Origin of the sequence: Streptomyces sp. NRRL S-1022 (genome assembly GCF_000720135.1) — a bacterium.
Taxonomy (GTDB): Bacteria; Actinomycetota; Actinomycetes; order Streptomycetales; family Streptomycetaceae; genus Streptomyces.
Genome location: NZ_JOIU01000032.1, coordinates 37,291 through 60,947 on the forward strand (window position 1 = coordinate 37,291; position 23,657 = coordinate 60,947).

General features: G+C 73.5%; 17 protein-coding genes and 1 pseudogene. 12 read left to right on the forward strand and 6 right to left on the reverse strand.

From position 1 onward, the window contains the following. Positions 1 to 1,340: 1,340 nt before the first annotated feature. Together IG05_RS0135270 and IG05_RS0135275 are read right to left on the reverse strand one after the other, a co-directional pair. The gene (locus tag IG05_RS0135270; RefSeq protein ID WP_051790606.1) at positions 1,341 to 2,156 is read right to left on the reverse strand and encodes an SDR family NAD(P)-dependent oxidoreductase; all 816 of its coding nucleotides are present in this window, start codon (positions 2,154 to 2,156) and stop codon (positions 1,341 to 1,343) included. After that, the gene (locus tag IG05_RS0135275) at positions 2,143 to 2,772 is read right to left on the reverse strand and encodes a carboxymuconolactone decarboxylase family protein (protein ID WP_051790608.1); all 630 of its coding nucleotides are present in this window, start codon (positions 2,770 to 2,772) and stop codon (positions 2,143 to 2,145) included. Before IG05_RS0135275 ends, IG05_RS0135270 begins: the two co-directional genes overlap by 14 nt. A 223-nt stretch (positions 2,773 to 2,995) precedes the next feature. On the opposite strand from IG05_RS0135275, the gene IG05_RS0135280 reads away from it, so the two are divergent. Next, complete coding sequence (locus tag IG05_RS0135280; RefSeq protein WP_030348166.1) at positions 2,996 to 4,183, forward strand: helix-turn-helix domain-containing protein; 1,188 nt, start codon at positions 2,996 to 2,998, stop codon at positions 4,181 to 4,183. A gap of 47 nt (positions 4,184 to 4,230) precedes the next feature. Beyond that, on the forward strand, positions 4,231 to 6,651 hold the full coding sequence (locus IG05_RS0135285) for a SpoIIE family protein phosphatase (RefSeq protein ID WP_030348167.1): 2,421 nt from the start codon (positions 4,231 to 4,233) through the stop codon (positions 6,649 to 6,651). 76 nt (positions 6,652 to 6,727) lie between these two features. Here the strand turns inward: IG05_RS0135285 and IG05_RS0135290 are convergent, their stop codons facing one another. Together IG05_RS0135290 and IG05_RS0135295 are read right to left on the reverse strand one after the other, a co-directional pair. Continuing rightward, positions 6,728 to 8,344 carry a cation acetate symporter gene (locus IG05_RS0135290; RefSeq protein WP_030348168.1) on the reverse strand — a complete coding sequence of 539 codons (1,617 nt, stop codon included), beginning with the start codon at positions 8,342 to 8,344 and terminating at the stop codon, positions 6,728 to 6,730. Then, a complete protein-coding gene (locus IG05_RS0135295) occupies positions 8,341 to 8,793 on the reverse strand; it encodes a DUF485 domain-containing protein (protein ID WP_030348169.1) in 453 nt (150 codons plus the stop codon). Before IG05_RS0135295 ends, IG05_RS0135290 begins: the two co-directional genes overlap by 4 nt. 195 nt (positions 8,794 to 8,988) lie before the next feature. Here IG05_RS0135295 and IG05_RS0135300 point away from each other — a divergent pair, with 195 nt between their 5' ends. The 5 genes from IG05_RS0135300 to IG05_RS0135320 all read left to right on the forward strand — a co-directional run bounded on the left by IG05_RS0135300 (position 8,989) and on the right by IG05_RS0135320 (position 14,429). Continuing rightward, entirely contained in the window at positions 8,989 to 9,996 is a 1,008-nt protein-coding gene (locus IG05_RS0135300) for an NADP-dependent oxidoreductase (protein WP_030348170.1), read from the forward strand. Then, complete coding sequence (locus IG05_RS0135305) at positions 9,993 to 10,811, forward strand: SDR family NAD(P)-dependent oxidoreductase (RefSeq protein ID WP_030348171.1); 819 nt, start codon at positions 9,993 to 9,995, stop codon at positions 10,809 to 10,811. Before IG05_RS0135300 ends, IG05_RS0135305 begins: the two co-directional genes overlap by 4 nt. A 379-nt stretch (positions 10,812 to 11,190) precedes the next feature. Further along, positions 11,191 to 12,552 (forward strand): sugar transferase, encoded by a 1,362-nt coding sequence (locus IG05_RS0135310; protein ID WP_030348172.1) that lies wholly within the window; start codon positions 11,191 to 11,193, stop codon positions 12,550 to 12,552. Positions 12,553 to 12,661: 109 nt separating this feature from the next. Then, positions 12,662 to 13,204: an acetyltransferase gene (locus IG05_RS0135315; RefSeq protein WP_030348173.1), complete on the forward strand. Its 543-nt coding sequence runs from the start codon at positions 12,662 to 12,664 to the stop codon at positions 13,202 to 13,204. Positions 13,205 to 13,217: 13 nt separating this feature from the next. After that, a complete protein-coding gene (locus tag IG05_RS0135320) occupies positions 13,218 to 14,429 on the forward strand; it encodes a glycosyltransferase family 4 protein (protein WP_030348174.1) in 1,212 nt (403 codons plus the stop codon). A 109-nt stretch (positions 14,430 to 14,538) separates the two neighbouring features. Here IG05_RS0135320 and IG05_RS0135325 read toward each other — a convergent pair whose 3' ends face one another. Beyond that, on the reverse strand, positions 14,539 to 15,750 hold the full coding sequence (locus IG05_RS0135325; protein ID WP_030348175.1) for a glycosyltransferase family 4 protein: 1,212 nt from the start codon (positions 15,748 to 15,750) through the stop codon (positions 14,539 to 14,541). Between the two features lie 31 nt (positions 15,751 to 15,781). Then, positions 15,782 to 16,762, reverse strand: coding sequence for an NAD-dependent epimerase/dehydratase family protein (locus IG05_RS0135330; RefSeq protein ID WP_030348176.1), 981 nt, complete (start codon positions 16,760 to 16,762; stop codon positions 15,782 to 15,784). 250 nt (positions 16,763 to 17,012) lie between these two features. Here IG05_RS0135330 and IG05_RS0135335 point away from each other — a divergent pair, with 250 nt between their 5' ends. From IG05_RS0135335 to IG05_RS0135355, 5 genes and pseudogenes are all read left to right on the forward strand, one after another. Further along, entirely contained in the window at positions 17,013 to 18,491 is a 1,479-nt protein-coding gene (locus IG05_RS0135335) for a hypothetical protein (protein ID WP_030348177.1), read from the forward strand. Then, positions 18,488 to 20,047 (forward strand): hypothetical protein, encoded by a 1,560-nt coding sequence (locus IG05_RS0135340; protein ID WP_030348178.1) that lies wholly within the window; start codon positions 18,488 to 18,490, stop codon positions 20,045 to 20,047. The genes IG05_RS0135335 and IG05_RS0135340 overlap by 4 nt, the downstream gene beginning before the upstream one ends. Further along, the gene (locus IG05_RS0135345) at positions 20,044 to 21,582 is read left to right on the forward strand and encodes a lipopolysaccharide biosynthesis protein (RefSeq protein WP_030348179.1); all 1,539 of its coding nucleotides are present in this window, start codon (positions 20,044 to 20,046) and stop codon (positions 21,580 to 21,582) included. The genes IG05_RS0135340 and IG05_RS0135345 overlap by 4 nt, the downstream gene beginning before the upstream one ends. Positions 21,583 to 21,669: 87 nt before the next feature. After that, on the forward strand, positions 21,670 to 23,223 hold the full coding sequence (locus tag IG05_RS0135350) for a hypothetical protein (RefSeq protein ID WP_030348180.1): 1,554 nt from the start codon (positions 21,670 to 21,672) through the stop codon (positions 23,221 to 23,223). Beyond that, positions 23,220 to 23,630: pseudogene (locus tag IG05_RS0135355) on the forward strand (adenylyltransferase/cytidyltransferase family protein); the annotation flags it as partial. The gene IG05_RS0135350 and the pseudogene IG05_RS0135355, both read left to right, overlap by 4 nt. Between the last annotated feature and the right edge of the window lie 27 nt (positions 23,631 to 23,657).

Below are 23,657 nucleotides of genomic sequence, written 5' to 3' on the forward strand. Positions count from 1 at the left end.
AGGTCGCGGTCCGAGGCGGGAGTCCGTTCCTGGTCGCCGTCGTCGCCCACGGTTCCTCCTCGGCTCGTCTCGGCTCCGGCAGCGCCCCGGGACGCGGCGCCCCGGCGGCGGCTTTCCCTTCTTCTCCGGAAGGCCATACGCAGGCCGCGCGGTTCCGCCCTCATCGCACGGCCGGTGTGTAACCCACGCCTCACGCGAAGCCCGCTCATCGGTGACCCCGTCGGCAGGGTTACCTACCCCACATGTCGGCCGGCGATTGAGCACGCGTTCGACGGGCCCCGTTGACCCCGGTAACCGCTGACCGCTGCCCGGCCCGGGCCTTCCCCCGTCGACACGAGAAGTGAGAACGGCCGCTTCATGGACTACTGCATTCCGTGCAACCGCACGCTCAACGGTGCCGTCACCTGCCCCGAGTGCGGGGCGTACGACTTCGGCATGGCACAGCCGAGCGAGCGGAGAGACGGTGCTCCGGCCGTCGACGCGGCGATGCCGGACGTCCGCCTCGACGGGGCGCCGGACTCCTCCGAGCCCGCCTTCCCCGGGCCACCGACCCCGTCGCGGGACCTGCCGGAAGACCGGTACGACCATCCGTCGCGGCTGCGGAAGTACGCGGTCCGCTCCCTCGCCGCAGCCGCCTTCACCCTCCTCGGCGGCCTGGCCACCGCGTCGGTGCTCTTCCCGTCGACAGCCGAACGAGCGGCCTCACCCCCGGATCCGTCCCTCACGGAACCCGAGATCCGCGTCACCGATGCGCCGGTTCCCCCGGATTCACCGGCTTCTCCGGAGCGAGAGCCCACGCATCCGGCGCGAAAAGGCGTCCGGGACCGGAACGCCGGCGGCAGCCGGCGTCCTGTGCCGGCCCCACCGCGCAGCACGTCACCGGTCTCCCGGCCTCCCACCGCCACCACCAGTGCACCGGCACCGGTGAAGGAGACGCCCACCCCCCGCCCCTCCCGCAGCCGCCGTCCCAGCCCGCCCCCGCGAACGGCACCCCCGTCCCCGCGGCCCTCCGCCAGTCCTTCGGGCAGCGTCAGTGCCTCTCCGACCAGGAGCGGCTCACCGAGCGCGTCGGCGTCGCCCGGCCGCTGACCCCCGGGCCGGTCGCGCCGCCCCGCCGATCAGGGTGGTCAGCACGCTCACCCGCACCCGGCCGGCGCGCCGCCGCGGCGTTCGTGAGGTACGCGCCGAGCGTCTCCCAGGAATTGAGCGAGGCCGCACCGGGCGTGGTGTTCGGCTTGCCGACGGCCCGCTGACGAAGTGAGCGGGCGGAGGCGGTCCCGGTCTGGGCACCGGCCCGGGGACCGCCCCCGCCCCGTCGGCCGGTGAGCGGTCCGACGTGCTCAGACGGCGTTCAGCCCTCCGTCCACCACCAGGCTCTGCCCGGTGATGTAGGAGGCGCGGCTGGAGAGCAGGAAGGTGACGGCCTCGGCCACCTCCCAGGCGGTGCCCTGGCGGCCGAGCGGAATGCGGCCGAACGAGGTCGTGCGGGACGCCCGCCGGGCCGAGGCCGCCCGGCCCATCGGGGTGTCGATCAGCCCCGGGACGACCAGGTTGGCGCGGATCCCGCGCGGCCCGCCCTCCTTGGCGACATGCCGGGTGAGACCGAACAGGCCCGCCTTCGAACTGTCGTACGCGGGTGAATCCGTGGCCGCGCGCAGCCCGGCCACGGAACCGACGAAGACGATCGACCCCCCGTCGGCGATCGCGGGCAGGGCGTACTTGGCGGCGAGGAACGGGGCGCCCAGGTTGAGCGAGAGCACGTGCTCCCACTGTTGTGGTGAGGTGCCCGCCAGACCCGCGCCGAGACCGATGCCGACGTTGACCACCAGCGCGTCCAGCGTGCCGAGTTCACGGACGGCCTCGGCGACCACGGCCGCGGACCGGTCGGGGTCCGTGGCGTCGCCGACCAGGGGGAGGCCATGGCCGCCTTCCTCGGCGACCAGGGCGGCGGTGACCGCCGCCGCGGAGGCGGAGATGTCCGCACAGGCGACGGAGGCCCCCTCGCGGGCGGCGAGCACGGCCACCGCCCGCCCGTTGCCCACCGGCGCCCCTGGATCGTCGCCGGGACGGGTGCCCGCTCCGATGACCAGTACGTTCCGGCCGGTCAGCAGGCCGGCCGGGTGGGTCGTGGTGTGCCGCGGCTCAGGCGTCGTCATGTGCTGTCCCGGTGGTGGGGGCGGGCAGGGTCTCCGTCGCGAAGCCGGGTTCGAGCGGGGTACCGGCGGAGTTCAGGAGGAAGGCGACCATGTGGTACTGACCGACCAGCATGGTGATCTCGATCAGCTGTGCCTCGTCGTGGCCGGCGGCGAGTGCCGACCAGGTGGCCGCGGACAGGCGTGCGTCCCGGTGCAGTTCGTCGGCGGCGCGCAGCAGGCAGGCGTCGGCCGGCGTCCAGCCGTGGGCGTCCGGGCCCGCACCGACCCGCCGGATCTCCTCGTCGGTGACCCCGGCCGCCCTGGCCAGCGGAACGTGCCGCCCCCATTCGTACGCGGCCCGGGTGTTGCGGGCGGTGCGCAGGATCAGCAGTTCGCGGGTCCGGTCCGGGAGCCGGCCGTGGCGCAGCAGATGGGTGCCGAACGGCAGGAAGTGCCGGAAGAGGCCGGGGTGGCGCACCAGGGTGGTGAAGACGTTGGCCACACGGCCGTCGGCGTCCCGGGGGATCGGGGCGAGCAGTTCCCGGGCGGGCGGGTCCCAGCCGTCCTCGGGCAGCGGCGCCAGGCGCGGACCGGTGCCGGCGGCGGGGCGGCGGCGGTGATGGTGCTCGTCGGTCATGCGGGTCTCCGTACGGGTCGTCGGGAGGGCGCAGCAGCAGGGCGGCTCCGGGCACGGCCGGCCGAGAACCTCGCCGCGTGCGCGTCGACGCGGGCACCTGGTGCTGTCGTGCCACTGTGCTTCCGGTGCTCAGGGGTTGTCGACGGCTCCCTGGCCAAGGCGGCGGGGCGGCATATTGTGCAGGTGTACAACGGCCGGTGCCGACGGTGCGGAGGTGGGATCGATGCCCGGACAGGCGGGTGCGGCGGCACCCCTGGAACGGGTCATCGCCGCGATGGCCGCACAGCAGGCGCAGGTGGGCGGCGGGTTGTACGCGGATCTGGTGGGCCACGTGCCGTCCTACCGCGCGGTCCCGCGGGAACTCCTGGACCGCGTCTGGCAGCGGCACTTCCAGCGGGCCCTCACGGTGCTGCGGGAGGGGACGGTGCCCGCGCCGGAGGACTTCCGCGAGGCCGAGGTGGCCCGGGACCGGGCCGCCCGGGGCGTGCCGCTCGGCGACGGGCTCCGCGCGTTCCGCCGGGCGCTGGGCGCGATACGGGATCTGTTCATCGCCGAGGCGACCGGACGCGGACTGGACCCGGGCCTCGTCGTGGACCGCACCAGGTGCCTGTGGGAGCTGGTGGACGTCGCGAGCCTGCAGATCGCCGCCGTCCACCGGCAGGCGGAGGCCGACTCCGCCGTGTTCGACGCCCGCCGCCGCGCCGACTTCCTGCGCGGGCTGCTGCACGGGACGCTCAGCGCCGCGGAGATCCACGGCGGCGCGGCGATCTACGGACTGGACGCGTCGCGCCCGTACCGGGCCGTCCGAGCCGTCCCGTACGGCGACGCCGGGCCGGACACGCTGGACCGCTCCCTGGAGTCCCGCGGCCGCAGGAACGGCCGGGGGGCGCTGTTCACCGTGCTGGACGAGGCCGTCGCCGGGGTCGTCGAGGCCAGGCCGGAGACCGGTGACCTGCAGGTGACGGCGGGGCTCGGCCCACCGACGGCCCTGGCCGCTGCGCACCGCTCGTTCCGCGCCGCCGGCAGGCTGCTGCAAGCCGCCCGTGCCTACGGTCTGCGCGGCGTGTACGACCTGGGCGACCTGTCCTGGCGGGTGGCGGTCGTCGCCGAACCGGAACTCGCCGAGCTGCTGGTCGACCGCTACCTGCGCCCACTGGAGGCGGAGGGGGAGTTCGGCGCGCTCGTCGAGGAGTCGGTGCGGGCCTACCTGGAGGGGGGACGGCGCGTCCGCGACGTCGCCCGCAGCGCACACGTCCATGTCAACACCGTCCGCTACCGGCTGCGCCGTTTCGAGGAGCTCACCGGCACCAGCCTGGATGCTCCCGACACCGCGGTGGAGGTCGGCTGGGCCCTGGCGGCACGCGCGCTGAAGACGCCTCCACCGGGCCGGGCTTCCACCGGGTTTCAATAGGCGAGCGGTGGCCTCGTACAAGGTGGTGTCCAGCGGTGGAGAAGCGGATGACGGAGCTGAACGAAGGCCACGAGGAACCGTTCGCCCTGCACCTCGCGGCCCTGGCGGTGCTCGACGACCGGGGGGTCGTGGTCGGGTGGAACCGGCGGGCGCAGGAACTGCTCGGCCATCCGGGCACCGCCGTGCTCGGTCGCCGGGCGTTCGAGGTCCTCGTCGACCCCCGGGACCTGCCGGCTGCCAGGGAGGCCGTGGCGAAGTGTAGACGAGCCGGCGGCTGGGCGGGCCTGCTGCCCCTGCGGCACCGCGACGGGCGGCTCGTGGACATCGGGCTGCGGGCTCGTGCGCTCCCACGCGAGGACGGGGTCCGTGAGTGGGTCCTCGCCGGCGCGCCCGCGGCCGACGTCCTGGAATGGCAGAGAGACCGCGCGATCGTCGGCGGCCTGTACCGCCGGTGCCCGATCGGCCTGGTCGTCCACGGTCCCGACCTGACCATTCTCCGGGTCAACCGGGCCATCGAACGCTTCACCGGTATGCCCGCGGCCGACTTCCGGGGGCTGCCCACCGGTTCGCTCCTCATCCCCGACGACGCGCGTGAGGCCGTGGACCGGGTGCGCCAGGTGATGGACACCGGCAGGCCGGCGGTCTACTCCGAGCAGTTCGTCCGCCTGGAGTGGGACCCGGCACACGAGCGGGTCGCGATGGTCTCGTCCTTCCCGCTGGAGGACACCTCCGGCCGCATCCTGGGTGTGGCCGAGATGATCGAGGACATCACCGAACGTCACCGGGCCCAGCGTCGGCTCGCGCTCCTCGACCAGGCCGGCAGCCGCATCGGAACCACCCTCGATGTGGCCGAGACGGCCCGGGAGCTCGCCGAGGTGATGGTGCCCCACCTCGCCGACCACGCGTCGGTGGACCTGCTGTGGCAGGTGACGCGGGGTGAGGAACCGCTGCGCACCCCGGCCGGCTCCATGGTCCGCCTGGGAGCCTGCGGGACCGGTGCCGGGCAGCCGAACCCGCCCCACCCCCAGGGCGAGCCCGTGGAGTTCGGTCCCGGCACGCCCCAGGCCAGGTGCCTGGCCGAGGGCCGGGCGGTCCTGGAACCGGTTCTTCCGCCCGACTGGTTCTCGGTGGCGGGCCGCCGGGGGACCCACGCTCCGGACCTGGGCGTCCACTCGCTGATCGTGGCCCCGCTCGTCGCGCGCGGCCTGGTGCTGGGCGTGATGACCCTGTGGCGCTCGCGCCGCCCCGATCCCTTCGAGGCGGACGATCTCACCCTCGCCCAGGAACTCGCCTCGCGCGCCGCCGTCGCCATCGACAACGCCCGGCGCTTCACCCAGCAGCAGCAGACCGCGTTCACCCTGCAGAGCAGCCTGCTGCCCCGGGGCCTGCCGGCCCAGTCGGCCGTCGAGACGGCCGTGAGGTACCTTCCGGCCAGCGGGGCCCCGGGTCTGGGCGGCGACTGGTTCGACGTCATCCCCCTGTCCGGGGCCCGGGTCGCCCTCGTCGTCGGGGACGTGGTGGGACGCGGAATCCACGCTGCCGCCACCATGGGCCGGCTGCGCACCGCCGTGCACACGCTCGCCAGCCTCGACCTGGAACCGGACGAGGTCCTCTCCCGGCTGGACGACCTGGTCAACCTGCTGGCGGCCGAACAGGAAGCGGCCGGCGAACGGCCGGTGGGCGAGCAGGTCGTCGGCGCGACCTGCCTCTACGTCGTGTACGACCCGGTCGCCGGGCGCTGCTCCGTGGCCCGCGCCGGTCATCCGCCACCGGTGGTGACCGCTCCGGACGGACGGGTGGCCCCGCTCGACCTGCCCGCCGGCCCGCCCCTCGGACTGGGCGGCCTGCCGTTCGAGGCCCGGGAGATCGACCTGGCCGAGGGAAGCCTGCTGTGCCTGTACACCAACGGACTCATCGGCGAACGCCACATCGACGCCGACACCGCCCTGACCAAGCTGTGTGCGACGCTCAGCCGCCCTGCGGACGCATTGGAACGCACGTGCCAGGCGGTGGTCGACGCGCTCGTGCCCTCGCAACCCGGTGACGACGTCGCGCTGGTGATCGCCCGCACCCGCATGCTGCCACCGCAGGACGTCGCTTCCTGGCAGCTGCCGCTGGAGCCCGCCAGCGCCGCCCGGGCTCGGGAGCTGACCTCGGCCAAGCTGACCGAATGGGGCCTGGAGCACCTGGCGTTCACGACGGAGTTGATCGCCAGCGAACTGGTCACCAATGTCTACCGGTACGCCAGTGGCCCCGCGACCCTACGGCTGATCCGGGAACGGACCCTGGTGTGCGAGGTCGGCGACACCAGCCACACCTCACCACACCTGCGCCGCGCCCGCACCACCGACGAGGGCGGGCGCGGACTGCTCCTGGTGGCCCAGATGGCCGAACGCTGGGGTACCCGCTACACCCGCGAGGGCAAGACCGTCTGGACCGAACAGCCCCTGACCGGCACACTGGTCTGACCCTCCGGCCGTGCGCCGGGGCGGACCACGGGAGCGGCGCCGTGTCCGCTCCCCGCAGCCCGCCCCGCCGCCCCGCTCACTCGGCTGCGGCCAGCAGCCGCGCCTCGCTCTCCTCGTACAGCCGCCGGTTCTCGCGGCTCTCGGCGGCGCGGCGCCGGTGGTCCAGCAGGCTGCCCAGCCAGCCCGCCAGATAGCCGAACGGGACGGAGACCAGGCCGGCGGACTGCAGCGGGAACCACCCGAAGTCCGCGTGCGGGAAGACGGCGGACGGCGCGCCCGAGACCGCCTTGGAGAAGACCATCAGCACCAGCGCGCACGCCGTGCCCCCGTAGAGGCTGGCGAGCAGACCGGTGCGCGTGAACCCGCGCCAGAACAGCGAGTACGTCAGCGCGGGGGCGACGGCCGACGCCCCGATGCAGATGGCCAGCGTGGTGAGCACGCCGACGTCCCAGTTCTCGACCAGGACGGAGAGCAGGACGGCGACGGTGCCCACCGCCACGCTCGTCCACGCCGCCACCGTCATCTCCGTGCGCGGTGCCGCCCGTTGCCGCCGCAGCGCGTGGGCGAACAGGTCGTGGGCGAGGGACGAGGCCGCGGCCAGGGTCATCCCCGCGACGGAGGACAGCAGGGTGATGAACACCGTGCCCGCCACGGCCGCGTAGAGCACCGTCGTGCCCGCGGAGCCGGCGCCGCCGCCGAGCACACGGGACAGCATGAGGACCGACGTCCTGCCGTGCGGATCGGCCGCCGTGATGGACTGCGATCCCACCAGCGCCGCCGCGCCCGTACCCATGACGATGACGAGCAGGCAGAACGTGGTGACCGTGGCGACCGCCCACGACATGGAGCGGCGCACGGCGGGCACGTCGCGTGCGGAGTACAGCCGCATGGTGATGTGCGGCAGGCAGGCCGCGCCGAGGATCACGGTGATCTGCAGGCCGGCGAAGTCCAGCCGCTGCGCCGCCGAGGTGCCCAGCTGGAGGCCCTGGCGGAGGAACGCCGGGCCCGTGCCGGTGCCCCGCTCGGCGGCCCGGAGCACCTCGCCGGGGCTCCAGTCGAAGCGGTGGAGGACCAGGGCGGCGACGGTGAGGCTGGTGCCGAGCAGCAGCACGATCTTGATCATCTGGACCAGTGCGGTGCCCCGCATGCCGCCGATCGCCGCGTAGATGACCATCAGGGTGCCGACGAGGACGATGCATATCGTCCTGGCGCCGGATTCGTGCGACATGCCCAGGATGAAGGTGAGCAGCGACCCGGCCCCCGAGAGCTGGACGACCAGGAAGGGCAGGGTCGCCGAGAGCGTCACCACACAGGAGGCGATGCGCACGGCCCGCCCGGGCATGGTGCGGGCCAGTACGTCGCCCATGGTGAAGCTGCCGGCGTTGCGCAGCGGCTCGGCCAGCAGGAACATCAGCAGCACCAGGGACAGAGCGGTACTGACCGCGAGGACGTAGCCGTCGTAGCCGGCGAGCGCGATGATGCCGGTGGTGCTCAGCACCGTGGCCGCGGAGATGTAGTCCCCCGCGATCGCCAGGCCGTTCTTGAGCGGGGTGAGTGAGCGGTAGCCGGTGTAGAAGTTCGTCAGGTCGTCCCGGTCCGGCCCCGCCATCACGCACATCAGCAGGGTGAGCGTCACCAGGGTGGTGAACAGGACCAGGACCAGTGCCTGGGTCCCCGAGCCGTAGTCGTTCATCCCGCCACCCCGGCATCCCGCGCAGGCCGGACGGATCTCTCCCTGACCGCCTGCGCCAGCGGGTCCACGGAGCGCCGTGCGCTGCGCCCGTACCAGAAGACGGCCGCGAAGGTGACGAGGAGCTGGAGGATCCCCATGCCCATGCCCAGGCTCAGCGCCCCGGCGATCTCGGAACCCATCAGGTCCGGCGCCCAGCAGGACAGCAGCACGTAGGCCACGAACGAGCCGAGCGCGGCGAGCGTCGAGACCCGGCGCAGCCCCCGGTAGGCCGAGCGGAGGGCGGTGAGGTCGGGGCCGGGCGGCTGGGGCTGGAGCACGTGCGGCGGGCGGTGCCCGGCCTGGCCGTACGGGTCGTAGGGGGCGTACGCGGGGGCGTCGTACCGCCAGGGATCGCGCTGCGTCCGTCCCGGCGGTGCTGTCGGCGGGTACCGGTCGTCGGGGTGTGTCATCGCATGGCCTTCCGGTGCTGCTCGGGTCCGTGGGAGGTGGCGGTGGAGCATCGGTGCGGCGGCGCACGATACCGACTGGTTGGAATGCCTGATAGACCTGTCGAGGTCACCGCTGAATGCGTGTGGCGAATGTCACGTGCCAGGCGTACCTACTGGTCGGTATGGTCGCGGCAGGCCGTACCAACAGGAGGCGTGATGTCCGCGACCAACCGCCAGATCCGTCTGGCAGCCCGCCCCGTGGGTGAAGTGAAGCCCGAGGACTGGGAGCACCGCTCGGAACCCCTCGCGGATCCGGGGCCGGGCCGGTTCGCGGGCCGTACGCGCGTGATCTCCCTGGACCCGGCCATGCGGGGCTGGCTGGACGACCGTCCTTCCTACCTGCCGCCCGTGGGTCTCGGAGAGGTGATGCGGGCCGGCTCGGTCGTCGAGGTCACCGCGTCGAACCACCCCGGCTTCCAGCCCGGCGACCACGTGGTCGGCACCTTCGGCGTCCAGGAGTACGTGGTCTCCGACGGCCGGGGCGCCATGAAGATCGACACCTCCCTCGCCCCGCCCTCGACGTACCTGGGGGCGCTGGGCATGCCCGGCATGACGGCCTACTTCGGGCTGCTGGACGTCGGCGCGCTCCAGGACGGCGAGACCGTCGTGGTGTCCGGGGCGGCCGGCGCGGTCGGCACCATCGCGGGTCAGATAGCCAAGGCCAAGGGCTGTCGCGTCGTGGGCATCGCCGGCGGGCCGGAGAAGTGCGCCATGCTCACCGGCGAGCTGGGATTCGACGCGGCGATCGACTACCGGTCCGACGACGTCAAGAAGGCGCTGCGCGAGCACGCCCCCGACGGCATCGACGTCTACTTCGACAACGTCGGAGGCGACATCCTCGACACCGCCCTCACCCGGCTGGCGATGCACGCGCGCGTCGTGATCTGCGGCGCGATCAGCCAGTACAACAACGCCACGCCGGTCAAGGGCCCCTCCAACTACCTCTCGCTGCTGGTGCGCCGGGCCCGCATGGAGGGCTTCGTCGTCTTCGACTACGCCAAGCAGTACGCCGAGGCCGCCCAGGAGATCTCCGCCTGGATCGGCGCCGGCCGCATCAAGGTCAAGGAACACGTGGTGAAGGGCACCGTCGACGACTTCCCCGCCACCTTGCAGATGCTCTTCCGCGGCGAGAACGTCGGCAAGCTCGTGCTGGAGCTGGTGTGAGCGCCGGCGAGGCCCTCGGCCGGGGGCGGACGGAGGGCGCCGCGCTGGCCGGCAAGGTGGCGATCGTCACCGGCGCCGCCAGCGGACTGGGCCGGGCCTCGGCACTGGCCCTGGCGAGGGCGGGCGCGCGCGTGGTCGTCGCCGACCTCGACGCGCAGGGCGGCCGGGAGGTGGCCCACATGGTCGACGGCGAATTCCGCGCCTGTGACGTCTCCGACCTCGACGCCAACCGCGCCCTGGTGCGGTTCACCGAGGAGCGGTACGGCGGTGTGGACATCGCGCTGCTGAACGCGGGGGTGGCGACCGGTTGCGGCGTCGGCGAGGACTTCGATCCCGCACGCTACCGCCGGGCGATGGGCGCCAATCTGGACGGCGTGGTCTTCGGGACCCACGCGGTACTGCCCGCGCTGCGGGCGCGCGGCGGGGGATCCATCGTGGCGACCGCTTCCCTGGCGGGCCTGGCGGCGGTGCCGCTCGATCCGCTGTACGCGGCCAACAAGCACGCGGTCGTCGGACTCGCCCGCTCCCTCGGTCCGGCGCTCGCACCGGAGAACGTGCGCTTCAACGCGGTCTGCCCGGGCTTCGCCGAGTCGCGCATCATCGACCACCTGCGTGGCCTGCTCTCCGAGCAGGGGCTGCCCGTCATCCCGGCCGAAGCCGTCGCGGACACGGTGCTGCGGATCCTCACCGGCGACGGCACGGGGGAGTGCTGGTTCGTGCAGGCCGGCCGCGAACCGGAGCCGTTCCGCTTCCGCAACGTCCCGGGACCGGCCCGGCCCGCGGACGAGCCGGCCGCCGACGCCTTGGTTCCCTGAGGAAAGGTCCGAGGCCGAGTGTGACGCCGAGTGCACGGTGGGCGCGGCCCCCGCATGGAGCCGCGGCTGCCGGCGGTGTGCGACGTCCAGGGGGCCGCCGTGACCTTCTGGGGTGTCTGCCCCGACTGCTGTACCGGGGAGGGGAGTAGTTAAGTCCGACATACATGCCTATCACTTGATATAAAGATCACGTGAAGGCGTGACCGACCTATGTGGAGGGCGGTGCGGCCGCGCCGGTTGGCTGGGGTTGGAGCTGCTAAGGAGAAGCATGCGGCCCTTCAGAATCGCGGCATCCCGACAGGCGCCGGTCTCCGTGCCGCGTCGGCCGGCCCATCCGGAAGGCACCCGGGCGCGCTGGTACGGTCCCGTGTCCGTCGGCGTGGACCTGGCGGGCGCGGCGCTGCCTGTCGCGGCGGCGATCGTGGAGGTCCACGAACCCCATCCCCTGCGTCTGGCGGTCGTCGCCGCCCTGATGTGGCCGCTGATCAGAGTGGCCGGCAAGCGGTACACGCTCTCCGCCTGGGGCGACGGCGGTGGTCTGGCGGCCGTCCTGCGGGACTGGCTGCTGCTGGTCGGCGCGCTGGCCACGCTGCGCGTGCTGTGCGGGCTGGAGAGCGTGCCGGCCGAGGCCTTCACGGCGCTGCTCCCGGCGCTCGTCCTCACCGCCGCGTGCCACAAGGCGATCCACCGCCACCTCCTGGCCGCCCGCCGCGACGGCCGCGCGCTGCGCCACGTCCTGGTGGTCGGGGAGGGGGCGACGATCGACGCGGTGGTCGGACAGCTGGCCCAGCGCACCGACCACGAATACGTGATCGTGGGCTGCTGCCCCGTTGGCGAGGACGAGGTGCTCTCCGGTGTCCCCGTGCACGTGCGGCTGCCCCGGGCGGAGCCCGAGACGTCCGGGGAAGATGCGGAGACGGTGCTCGGCGCGGCCGACGCACTCGCCGCCGACCTCGTCTTCGTGGCGTCGGGCCCCCATCTGTCGGGACAGCGGTTGCGCCGGCTGTCCTGGGCGGTGCACGACCGGGGCCGCCCGATCGTCGTGCTGCCCGGCATCGTCGAGGTCGCCCGCCGGCGGGTCCGCCTCACCTCGGCGTCCGGGCTCATCCTGCTGCACATCTCGCCGCCGCTGTGCCGCGGCATGCCGGCCCTGCTGAAGGAGGCCGTGGACCGGGTGGGCGCTCTCCTGCTGATCGTGCTGCTGTCACCGCTGCTGCTCCTGCTGGCGCTGGCCGTGCGGCTCGGTTCACCCGGTCCCGCCTTCTACCGCCAGATCCGGGCCGGCCGGCACAACACACCGTTCCCGATGTGGAAGTTCCGCACGATGGTCGTCGGGGCGGACCGCCTCAAGAACGAACTGGAGGCGGCGAACGAGAACGACGGCCACATGTTCAAGATGCGCCGCGACCCCCGGATCACCCCCCTGGGCCGTGTCCTGCGCCGCTACTCGCTCGACGAGCTGCCCCAGCTGTTCAACGTCCTCCTCGGCCACATGTCCCTGGTCGGCCCGCGGCCCCCGGTACCGGAGGAGGTCGTCAAGTACGACTCCGTGGAGATGCGCCGGCTGGACGTCAAACCGGGTCTGACCGGGCTGTGGCAGGTGAGCGGCCGCTCGGACCTGTCCTGGCACGAGACGGTCTCGCTCGACCTGCGCTACGTCGACAACTGGTCGCCGTCCATGGACGTGAACGTGGTGGCCCGCACCGTACGCGCGGTGCTGAACGGCCAAGGCGCGTACTGAGAGTCCTCCATCCGGGCAAGCCTGCCGCCAACACGCCTCGATCGCGGGCGCTTCGCCCTCCGCGGCATGAAGGATCACGCACGTGAACCCCTCTGATCCCGGGCCGGTCATGACCCGCCGGCCCGTCGTGGACCGCTCCCTGCGCGGCTTCACCGGTGCCGGATACGACAAGGGGCGCCCGGTGCTCGTGCAGGCCGCCTGGTTCGCCGTCCTCCACCTGGTCTTCGTCAAATGGTGGTGCCCGGCCCGCTGGCGCCCCGCGCTGCTGCGGGCCTTCGGCGCCCGCGTCGGGCAGCGGGTGCTGATCCGGCACGGGGTGCGGGTGCACTGGCCGTGGAAGCTGGAGATCGGCGACGACGTGTGGATCGGCGAGGGCGCCTGGATCCTCAATCTCGAACCCGTCACGATCGCCCACGACTGCTGTGTCTCGCAGAGCGCGCTGCTGTGCACGGGCAGCCACCGTCCCCGGTCCGCCACGTTCGAGTTCGACAACGGCCCCATCCGGCTGGAGCCGGGCAGCTGGGTCGCGGCCCGTGCCGTCGTCCTGCGCGGGGTCACCGTCGGCCGGGGCGGCGTGGTGGGCGCCGGCGCCGTCGCCCACCGGGACGTGGCGCCCGGCGCGATCCTGACGACGAACGGACGTACGGCATGAAGGGGCGTACGGCATGAGACTGCTCCACGTGGTCACGCTCGTCAGCGACGACGGTCTCTTCGGCGGTCCGCCGAGCGTCGCGGTCGCCCAGTCGGAGGAGCTGGCCGCACGCGGTCACGACGTCACCCTGCTGTCGCTGTGGCGGGGCAGCGGCCCGGCGCCGGACCGTGCCGGCGCCGTCCGGCTGCGCTCCCGCCCCGCCCGTACGCTGCTGCCCGGACGAGGCTGCATCGGCCTGCTGCACCCCCTCCTCGTACGCGACCTGTGGCGGGCCGTGCGCGGCGCCGACGTCGTGCACGTCCACGCGGGACGGGACCTGGTCTCCCTCGCCGCCCTCGCCGTCGCCGCCCTGCGCCGGGTGCCGTGCGTGGCCCAGACGCACGGCATGGTCGAGCCGCGCACCGCGCTCCCCGTCCGGATCTTCGACGTGCTCTACCTGCCGTTGCTGCGCCGGGCCCGCGCCTGCTGCGTCCTGACCGAGCAGGAGCGCCGGCTGGTGGCACGGGTGCTGGGTCCCGCCGGTCCGCCGCTGCGGATCCTGCCCAACGGCATCCGGCCGGGTCCGCCCGGGCCGGAGCCGCGGCAGCCGCGCGACCCCCACGTGGTGTTCCTGGCCCGGCTGCATCCCCGCAAGCGTCCGGAGGCGTTCGTGGAGATGGCCGCGCTGGTCCACGAGGAGATGCCCGAGGCCCGGTTCACCCTGTTCGGCCCGGACGACGGATCGCTGACCGCCGTCCGCCGGCTCATCCGGGACGGGCTCGCGGACGTGGTCCGCTACGGCGGTGCGCTCGCTCCCGCCGAGGCGCACGAGGCGTACCGGACGGCGGCCGTCCATGTGCTGCCGAGCGTGAACGAGCCGTTCGGCATGACCCTGATCGAGGCGCTGGCCGCCGGTACGCCCGTGGTGTGCACCGACACCTGCGGCATCGCCGACGAGCTGGCCCGCCGCGGTGCCGCACTCGTCACCGACGGCAGCCCCGCCGCCATGGCGGCAGCGGTGCGCCGGCTGCTCGGCGACCCGGACCTGTGCGCCCGGATGGCACGGGCCGGCCGCCGTGTGGTCGAGGACGTCTACTCCATCGGTGCCGTGGCGGACCGGCTGGAGGAGATCTACCAGGGCGGCGGCCCCGACGAGCCCACCGGCCCGGGGTACTCGGCCCGCCCGGTGAGCCCGGCCGACGACCACCCCGACCGGAAGCCGGCCACCCCGGCCCCGGTCGTCTGATCCCCCGGCCCCGCCCGGTGCAGTACCGGGGAGGGCCGGCGCGGACGGCCGCGTGGCCGGCCGCGGTCGGCGGCCGGCCACGCGGCGTCGGGTCAGGGACGGCGTCGGGTCAGGGGCGGTGCCGGTGTCCGGGGGTGCCGGTCACGCCGGTGAGGATGTCCTCGAAGCGGGAGGCGCAGCCTTCCAGGGCGAACTCCCGCTCCGCCAGCGCGCGGCTCTCCTTGCCCAGTCGCTCGGCCCGGTCCGGGTCGGAGAGGACTTCGCGGACCCAGGCGGCCGCTTCGTCCAGGGCCGGCTCCTCCGGCGGGAAGACCGCCGAGCCCGCCTGCCGGAGCAGCCGGGCGGCGAGGTTGCCGGCGGGCATCAGGCCGAGCACCGGCCGCCCGGCGCACAGGTAGGACAGCGTCTTGGACGGGACCGAGAACTGCCCGGCGTCCGGGTCCAGCAGCACGACCAGGACGTCACCGGTGCCGAGCACCTCGGGCAGCCGCTCGTAGGGCTGGAAGGGCAGCAGGGCCAGTTCGACGCCCCGCGCCGCCGCCGCCTCCCTGAGGACGGGTACGGCGGGACCGTCGTTGACGACGACGAGCCGTACCGGGCGGCCCTGGTCCCGCAGCCGCTCGGCCAGCCGCACCAGCAGCTCCGGGTTGTGCTTCAGCCCGAGCGTGCCCGAGTACAGCACGGTCCGCACACCGTCCAGGCCGTGCTCCGCCGACCAGGCGTTGGCCCGTTCCACCGGGACGATCTCGTCCAGCGGCGCCCAGTTGGGGATGACGGTGACCTTGCCGGCGGTGCCCCACTGCTCGTGGACCCGCACGAACGAGTCGGCGATCACCACGATGGCCGCGGCCTGCCGAGCCGACCACTTCTCGGCCGCCTCGAAGACCTTCGCGGCCAGGCGCATCGACTTGGCGACATCGGCGGCGGCGAAGCTCTGGAGCGCGACCGCGGTCACGTCCTGGTGCCACAGCACCCAGGGGACGCCCAGCCTCCGCAGCACGGCCGCGGTCACCACCAGCACCGGGATCGGCAGGTTGGACAGCAGCGCCACGTCGGGCTTCGCACGCCGGACCTGCCGGGCCAGTTCGAGACCGAGCCGGGTCTCCTGGCCGAGCCGGCGGAAGTAGGCCTCCTTGCGCAGCCTGACGCCGTCCCCGATGGTGGCGAAGCGGAGGCCGGCGACGTCCCCGGCCAGCCTGCCCTTCCCGGACACGTAGGCCGTGCACGTCGAGTGGACGACCTTGTGGCCGCGGCGCGCCAGCTCCCGGCTCAGCTGTGCCTGGAACGGGTGGCCGCTGTAGTCGTGGACGAGGATCCTCATCGTCTCCTCCGTCCTCGCAACGGGCCGCCCCTCACTGGTGGGACCGCTTGACCTGGTCGTAGACCCAGGCGTAGGTCTGCTCCAGCCCGTCGGCCAGCGAGACCGAGGGCTCCCAGCCGTAGATCTCGCGGATGAGGGTGTTGTCGGAGTTGCGGCCGCGTACGCCCTGGGGGGCGTCCAGGCGGTAGCTGCGCTCGCAGCGGATGCCCGCGATCCGCTCGACGATGTCGACGAGCTGGTTGATGGTCACCAGCTCCGAGGAGCCGAGGTTGACCGGGACGCCACTGTCCCCGTGCATGATCATCTGGCTGCCGTGCAGGCAGTCGTCGATGTACATGAAGGAACGGGTCTGCAGGCCGTCGCCCCAGATCTCGATCCGGTGGTCACCGGAGAGCACCGCCTCGGCCACCTTCCGGCACACCGCGGCGGGGGCCTTCTCCCGGCCGCCCTCCCACGTGCCGTGCGGGCCGTACACGTTGTGGTAGCGGGCGACACGGGTGGTGAACCCGTAGTCCTCCGCGTAGTGGCGGCACATGCGCTCGGAGAAGAGCTTCTCCCAGCCGTAGCCGTCCTCCGGCTGCGCCGGGTAGGCGTCCTCCTCGCGCAGCGCGGTGACGTCCGGGTCGGTCTGCTTGCCGGCGGCGTAGACGCAGGCGGAGGAGGAGTAGAAGTAGCGTTCCACGCCCGCCTCGTGCGCGGCCTTCAGCATGTGCGTGCTGGTCAGGACCGACATCATGCAGGCGGCCTTGTTGTTCTCGATGAAGCCCATGCCGCCCATGTCGGCGGCCAGCATGTACACCTGCCGTGCGCCCCGGACGCCCGCGCGCGCGTTCTCCAGGAGCGACAGGTCGGCGATCACGTTCTCCGCGGCGTCGTGGAGCTGGTACCACTCGTGCCGGGGCTTGATGTCGATGGAGCGGACGGTCAGCCCCTGGGCCAGGAGGGTGCCCACGAGATGTCCCCCGATGAATCCCCCGCCACCGGCGACGACGACGTCGACCTGCTTGCCCATGGGCCACTCCTCTGTCCGGAGATGTGATGATTTGATGCGAATCATCAATGCATGTTTGTCCTGATCTTCGGCAAATGGCACGCCGCCCGGTTCCCCGGTGTCACCCGATGACGTGCCGCGCCGGCGGCTGCGTGGAGCTCCCAGGTTCGCGCGCGCCTGTGCGGCTTCATGGAGTGCAGGCGTTATAACCCCTTTGATGAGCTTTCAGGTGAAACATCCGATTGATGGAGGATCCCCGAAGGAGGCTCGCGTGCGCAGCGCGGCCGCGGTCTCCCTCTGGGCCGTGGCCCTGCTGGCCCTGCTGCCCGGGCTGATCCTCCAGTCGGGGGACGTACGCCCGTCGCCGGCACTCGTCGCGCAGGGCGTGGTGGTGGCACACACCGGTGTGGCCCTCGTCCGGGTGCTCACCGCGACGACGGTGCGGCTCGTCGCCCTCGGTTTCTGGGTCTTCGCCTACATCTGGCTCGGCCTCGCCCCCCTGGCGCAGCTCGCCACCGACACCTACCCGTGGGCCTACCGGACCGGCGAGGGGACCGCCCTCATGGCCGTGGCCGTCGTCGAGCTCGGGCTGCTCGCCCACAGCGCGGGGGCCGCCGTCGCCGCCCGCCGGGACCACGCCCGCGCGGCCGGTCCCGCCGCCCCCGCGCCGGGACCGGCGGAACGGCTCCTGTCCCGCCGCCTCGCCCCCTGGCGCCTGCTGTCGCTGTGCGGACTCGCCCTCGCCCTGGCCGTGCTGCTCATCCCCGGCCAGCCGGGCGGGATCACCGCCTACTTCACGAGCCGTCAGGCGCTGCGCGAGGCGGGCGACATGGACGGCTCGGACGGCGCCTTCCTGTCGTCGCTGCGCAACTGGTCCCTGTCCGTGCCGGCCTTCTGGGCGCTGCTGGGACTGCTGTGCGTACCGTGCGCGCCGGCCGGCGACCGTCTGTTGCGCGGCGTCCGCCGGCTGCTGCTGCCGCTGCTCCTCGCGCTGAACGTCGTCGTCAACAACCCCGTCAGCAAACCGCGGTTCTGGGTCGGCACGGTCCTGCTGACGCTGCTGTTCACCGTGCCCAGGCTGAACCGCCCGCGCGCCTTCCGCGTCATCGCGGCCACCCTCATGGCGACCGTGCTGCTGGTCTTCCCGTACAGCGACTACTTCCGCTACAGCGACCGGGAGCGGTTCACCGTCGTCTCCCTGTCCGCACAGTTCACCGCCAACGGCGACTACGACGCCTTCCAGCAGGTCCAGACCGGCATCGACTACGCGCGGGACAAGGGATTCGCACCGCGGAACGTGCTGGGACCCGCGCTGTTCCCCGTCCCGCGCTCGGTCTGGCCGGACAAGCCCGGGGACACGGGCATCACCCTGGCCCGGTACGCGGGCTACGACTTCCTCAACCTCTCCGCCCCGTTGTGGATCGAGAGCTACCTGTGGGCCGGCCCGCCCGCCGTGGCCGTCGTGTTCTTCCTGCTCGGCGCGGCCGGACGCCGCATGGACGACGTACGCCACCGGCTCCGCGGCCGGGCGGGCACCCTCGCGACCCTCCTGGTCCCGGCCTTCGCCTTCTACCAGATCGTCTTCCTGCGCGGCAGCCTGCTCGGGATCGTCGGCCCGCTCACCCTGCTGACGGCCGTCCCGCTGCTCGTCACCACCTCCACCGCCCGCGCAGGCCGGACCGTCCCGTCGGCGCAGCCGACCGCACCCACCCGTCCCGCACCGATCCCCACCACAGGAGGGCACCCGTGACCGGCCCCATCGACTTCCCCGACCGGTACGACGAACCGGACCAGCTGCGCGACCAACTACGCCGACTCCTGCGCCATCGCGCCGTCATCGCCCTGGGGATCGTCCTGGGACTGCTGGGCGGGGCCGCCCTGGCGTTCTCCCGCGCCCACACCTACACCGCCACCAGCGAGGTCCTCGTACGCTCCACCGCCGATCCCTTCGGCGCGGTCAGCGTGGCCGCCGACAACCAGGTCAGCATGGGCACCGAACAGCAGGTCGCCGCCAGCGCCGCGGTCGCCATCCGCGCCGCACGCCTCATGGGCCGGGCCGACAGCGGCGCGGCAGCACTGGAGAGCGACCTGCGGATCACCAACCCGGCCAAGTCCCAGGTGCTGCGCTTCGAGTTCACCGCCCGCACCCCGCGGCGCGCGGCACGCGGCGCCAACGCCTTCGCCGAGGCCTACCTGGCCGACCGCAAGGCCCGTAACCAAGCCGCCGTGCAGCGGGCCGGCCGCAGCGTGCAGCAGCAGATCACGACGGTGCAGGCCAAGAAGAAGGACGCGGACGACGCCGACGACAAGGCCGTGCAGAGCGAACTGGACACCCTGCACAAGCGCATCGTCGAGATCAACTCACGCGACACCGACGGAGGCGACATCGTCCGCCGCGGCGAGGCACCCGGCGGCCCCTCGGGACCCGGCCGGCCGGCCCTGCTCCTGCTCGGACTGGCGGGCGGACTGGCCCTCGGCATCCTGCTGGCCTGGCTGCGCTCCGCCCTCGACACCCGGGTCCGGTCGGCCGGCGAGGCCCGGGCCGCGCTGCGCACCCCGGTGCTCGCCCTGCTGCCCCCCGAGCCCGGCGAGGACGTCCTGCTGCGCGTCGGCCACCTGGGCGGCGACCGCGCGGAGACGTACCGCGCCCTGGCCTACCGCCTGCGCCGGACCGGCCTGCCCGGCGGCACCGGCCGGGTCCTCGTCGTGGCCCCCCGGCGCGGCGCCGCCACCGAGGAGGTCGCCGTGAACCTGGCCGCGGCCCTCACCGAGTGCGGCGACGAGGTGCTGCTGGTGGACGCCGACCCCGGCACGCCCGCCCTCACGGCCCGGCTGCCCCTGCTGCCGGACACCGCCCGTACGCCCGGTGACGCCGCCCTGCCCGACGGCAGCCGCCTCGTCGACGCCGGCACCGCCGGGCGCTTCGCCTGCTGCGGCACCGGTTCGCCGGCGGGCGGGTCCGCCGCCCACCGGATGCCGTCCGGACCCGACTCCCGTACCGCGGTCGTCGTCACCCGGCCGCTGCTGGAACACGCCGACGCACTGGCCCTCGCCCAGCGCGTCGACGGCGTCCTGCTCGTCGCCGGCCTCGGCACCACCCGGCGGGAGGACCTCCGGCGGGCGTACGAGCTGATCGACTGCTCCGGCGGAACCCTCCTCGGTGCCGTGCTCGACGCCGGCCGCCGGGGCGGGCGGCTGCACGCCGCCCTGCGCCGCCGCACCAGGAGCCGCCGGGAGGCGGAGGCCGCCGTGCCGCTCGTGGAACTCCCCGCCCAGGACGAGACCCTCACGGCCTCGCGCGGATGACCGCCCTGGAAGCGGCCGCCCCCACCCCCGGGGCCGCCGCCCCGAGCAGCGTCGCCGCCGCCGCGCGGGGCGGCTGGTGGGGGGTGGCGGGTTCCGCGGCGAACGCCGTCCTCGCCTTCGTCTTCGTCGGCCTGATCACCCGCGCCCTCGGCGCGCAGGGCGCCGGGTCGGTCTTCACCGGGGTGGCCCTGTTCACGATCCTCAGCAACGCCTGCAAGCTCGGCTCCGACACCGGGCTCGTCCGCTTCGTCGCGCGCGACATCGCCGTGAGCGGGGGCCGGTCCGTGGGCGGTCTGCTGCGCGCGGCCGTCGTACCCGCGGTCGTGGCCAGTACGGTGGCCGCCCTGCCCCTGCTGCTGTGCCCCGCGGTGGCCACCGCGCTCCTGCCGCACCTGCGGCCGGCCGACGCCGTCACCCTGGTGCGGCTCTTCGGGGCGTTCCTGCCCGTCGCCACCGTCGGGCTGGTGCTGCTCGGCGCCGGCCAGGGCCACGGCACCGTGGTGCCGTTCGTCGGCGTGGAACAGATCGGCAAACCCCTGCTGCGCGTGGCCATCGCCGTCCCGGTGGCCTGCTACGCGCCCGGCATGCTCCCCCTGGCGGCGGCCTGGCTGCTGCCCGCACTGGCCGGCACCGTCGCCGCGTGGCTGGCCCTGCGCCGGTGCCGCGCCGCCCGCGGCACCACGCACCCCGCCGCACACGGAACCATCCCCTGGCGTGACTTCTGGGGCTTCGCGGCACCCCGCGCGGTCTCGTCCCTCTTCGACTACAGCGCCGTCTGGGTCGGCGTCATCCTGCTGTCCGCACTGGCCACCGGCGCCGAGGCGGGCGTCTACACGGCCATCGGCCGCGTCGTCACCGCGGGCACCCTGCTGCAACTCGCCATCCGGCTCGCCGTGGCACCGCAGATCAGCCGGCTGCTCGCCGTCGACCAGCTCGCCGAGGCGCGCCACCTGCACCGCGTCTCGACCTGCTGGGTCGTGCTCTTCTCCTGGCCGGTGTTCCTCCTCCTCGCCGGATTCCCCCGGACCGTCCTGTCGGTCTTCGGCCCGGAGTTCGTCCACGGAGCGCCCGCCCTGGTGGTGCTGTGCGGGGCCGCGATGGTCAACGTCGCGGTCGGCAACGCCCAGACCGTCCTGCTGATGTCCGGCAAGAGCTCCTGGCACCTCGTCGTCACCGCCGTGGCGTTCACGGTGCAACTGACGGTCGGGGTGCTCACCGTGCCCCGGTGGGGCGTCCTCGGTGCCGCGCTGTCCTGGGGCGCGGCCATCGTCGTGGAGAACCTCTCGGCCGCCGTGCTCATCCGGCTGCGCCTCGGCTTCACGACCGTGGACCGCGGCTACCGGACCGCCCTCGGTGCCGGGCTGGCCGTCGCGTCGGTGCTCGCCGCCGTCCGCTTCCTCACAGGTGACACGCTGTCGGGACTCGCCGCCGGAATGACCTTGGGAATGTGTGTATTTGGTACTACTTTGTGGTGGTATCGCAGGCCGCTGGGAGTGAGTGAGCTGTTCGGAGTCCTGCGCCGTCGCACGGCATGAGCCCAGGAGAGGGCGTGCGGCCCCAGTTCGGCAGGCCCCGTGTCATTCCCGGCGTGTCGCCCACACCACTGCCAACCGGGGTGTCCATTGCGCCTGAGAAATCTCCCGTCGAGGGCGGCCACCAGGGCTGTCGCCGCCACTCTCCTGTGCTCCACCGCACTGCTGCGTCCCGCGCCCGCCGCGGCCGCCGGTGAGCCCAGGACGTCGTTCACCGCCGACGCGCTGACCACATGGCAGACCAACGGCATCGTCTGGTCGCTGGCCTCCGCACACGGTGTCGTCTACGTCGGCGGCACCTTCGACTCGGTACGGCCGGCGGGCGCGGAACCCGGCGACCGGGAGGTACCGCGCCGCAACTTCGCCGCGTTCGACGCGGTCACCGGTGCCCTGCTGCCGTGCGCGCCGTCGTTCACCGGGGGCCAGGGAACCGTCCGCGCGCTCAAGGCGTCGCCGGACGGCCGGGTGCTGTACGTGGGCGGCTCCTTCAGCCGTGTCGGGTCCACCGGCGCGGCCAGCGCCGTCGCCCTGGACACGGCCGACTGCACCCTGCGCGGCGACTTCCGGCCGACGGTGTCCGCCACCGTACGGGCGATCGACACCACGGACCGGAAGGTCTATCTCGGTGGCGACTTCCGACGGGTCGACGGCCGGAACAGGACGCACGTCGCCGCCTTCACCCCCCAGGGCGAGCTGCTGCCGTTCCGGGCGGACGTCGACGCCCCGGTGCGCGCGCTGTCCGTGGTGCCCTCGCGTGGAAAGGTCTACGCCGGCGGCGACTTCGACTCGGTCAACGGCCGGTGGGCCCACGCGCTGGTCGCCCTGGACGCGACCAGCGGAGCGACCATGCGCTCCTACCCGGACTGGCTGCCGCCCCGGTCGGTGGTGAAGTCGATCGCCCATGACGGCACCCGCTTCTACGTGGCCGCCGAAGGCCATGGCGGGGGCATCTTCGACGGCCGTATCGCCGGCCGGCTCGACGACGACCGCATGGTGTGGAAGGACACCTGCTTCGGCGCCACCCAGGCGGTCCTGCCCTACAACGGCGTCCTCTACAGCGCCTCGCACGCACACGACTGCAGTGAGACGCCCGGCGGGTTCCCCGAGCGGCAGGACCGGCAGCACCTGCTGGCCCAGTCGCCCGGCGACCGCAGGATCCTGCACTGGTTCCCCGACACCGACGAGGGGACGGGGGAGCAGGTGGGACCCCGGGCGCTGACGGTCGCCCGGGGCATCCTCTGGGTGGGCGGCGAGTTCACCCGGGTCAACGGCACAGCCCAGCAGGGCCTCACCCGCTTCGGGGCCGGCCCCGACACCGGGGCGCCGCAGGTTCCCGCTCTCTCGCTCTCCACCGCGACACCCGGACACGTCACCCTGCGCTGGCGGGCCTCCTGGGACCGGGACGACGCCTCGCTCACCTACCGCCTCTACCGGGACGGCAAGCCGGTCTCCCGTCAGCAGCAGTCGTCCACCTACTGGGACCGCCCGTGGATGAGCCACACGGACTCCGTCGGGGCGGGCACGCGTCACGAGTACCGGCTCACGGTGACGGACGGGACGAACACCTCGCCGCGGTCACCGGCGCTGAGGGTGGCCGTGCCCGCGAAGGCCACGGCCGTCACGGCGGGGGACACGGCGAGGTGACCCGCATCGGCTTCGCGCCCGGCGTCTACGACCTGTTCCACGTCGGGCACCTCAACATCCTGCGCGAGGCGCGCCGGCACTGCGACCGCCTCGTCGCGGGAGTCACCTCCGACGACCTGGCGATGCGTCTCAAGGGCAGACGGCCGGTCATCCCGCTCGCCGAGCGCCTGGCCATCGTCCGCAGCCTGCGCTGCGTCGACGTCGCCGTCGTCGAGTCGGAGGAGGACAAGCTGCGGACGTGGGAGCGGGTCGGCTTCCACACCATCTTCAAGGGCGACGACTGGCGGGGCACGCCCAAGTGGAACGAGCTGGAGCGGCGTTTCGCGGAGGTCGGCGTGGAAGTCGTCTACTTCCCCTACACCGTGCACACCTCCAGCACACTGCTGCGCGGCGCGCTGGAACTGCTCTCCCCGCACGAGCCGCCGCAGCCGTCG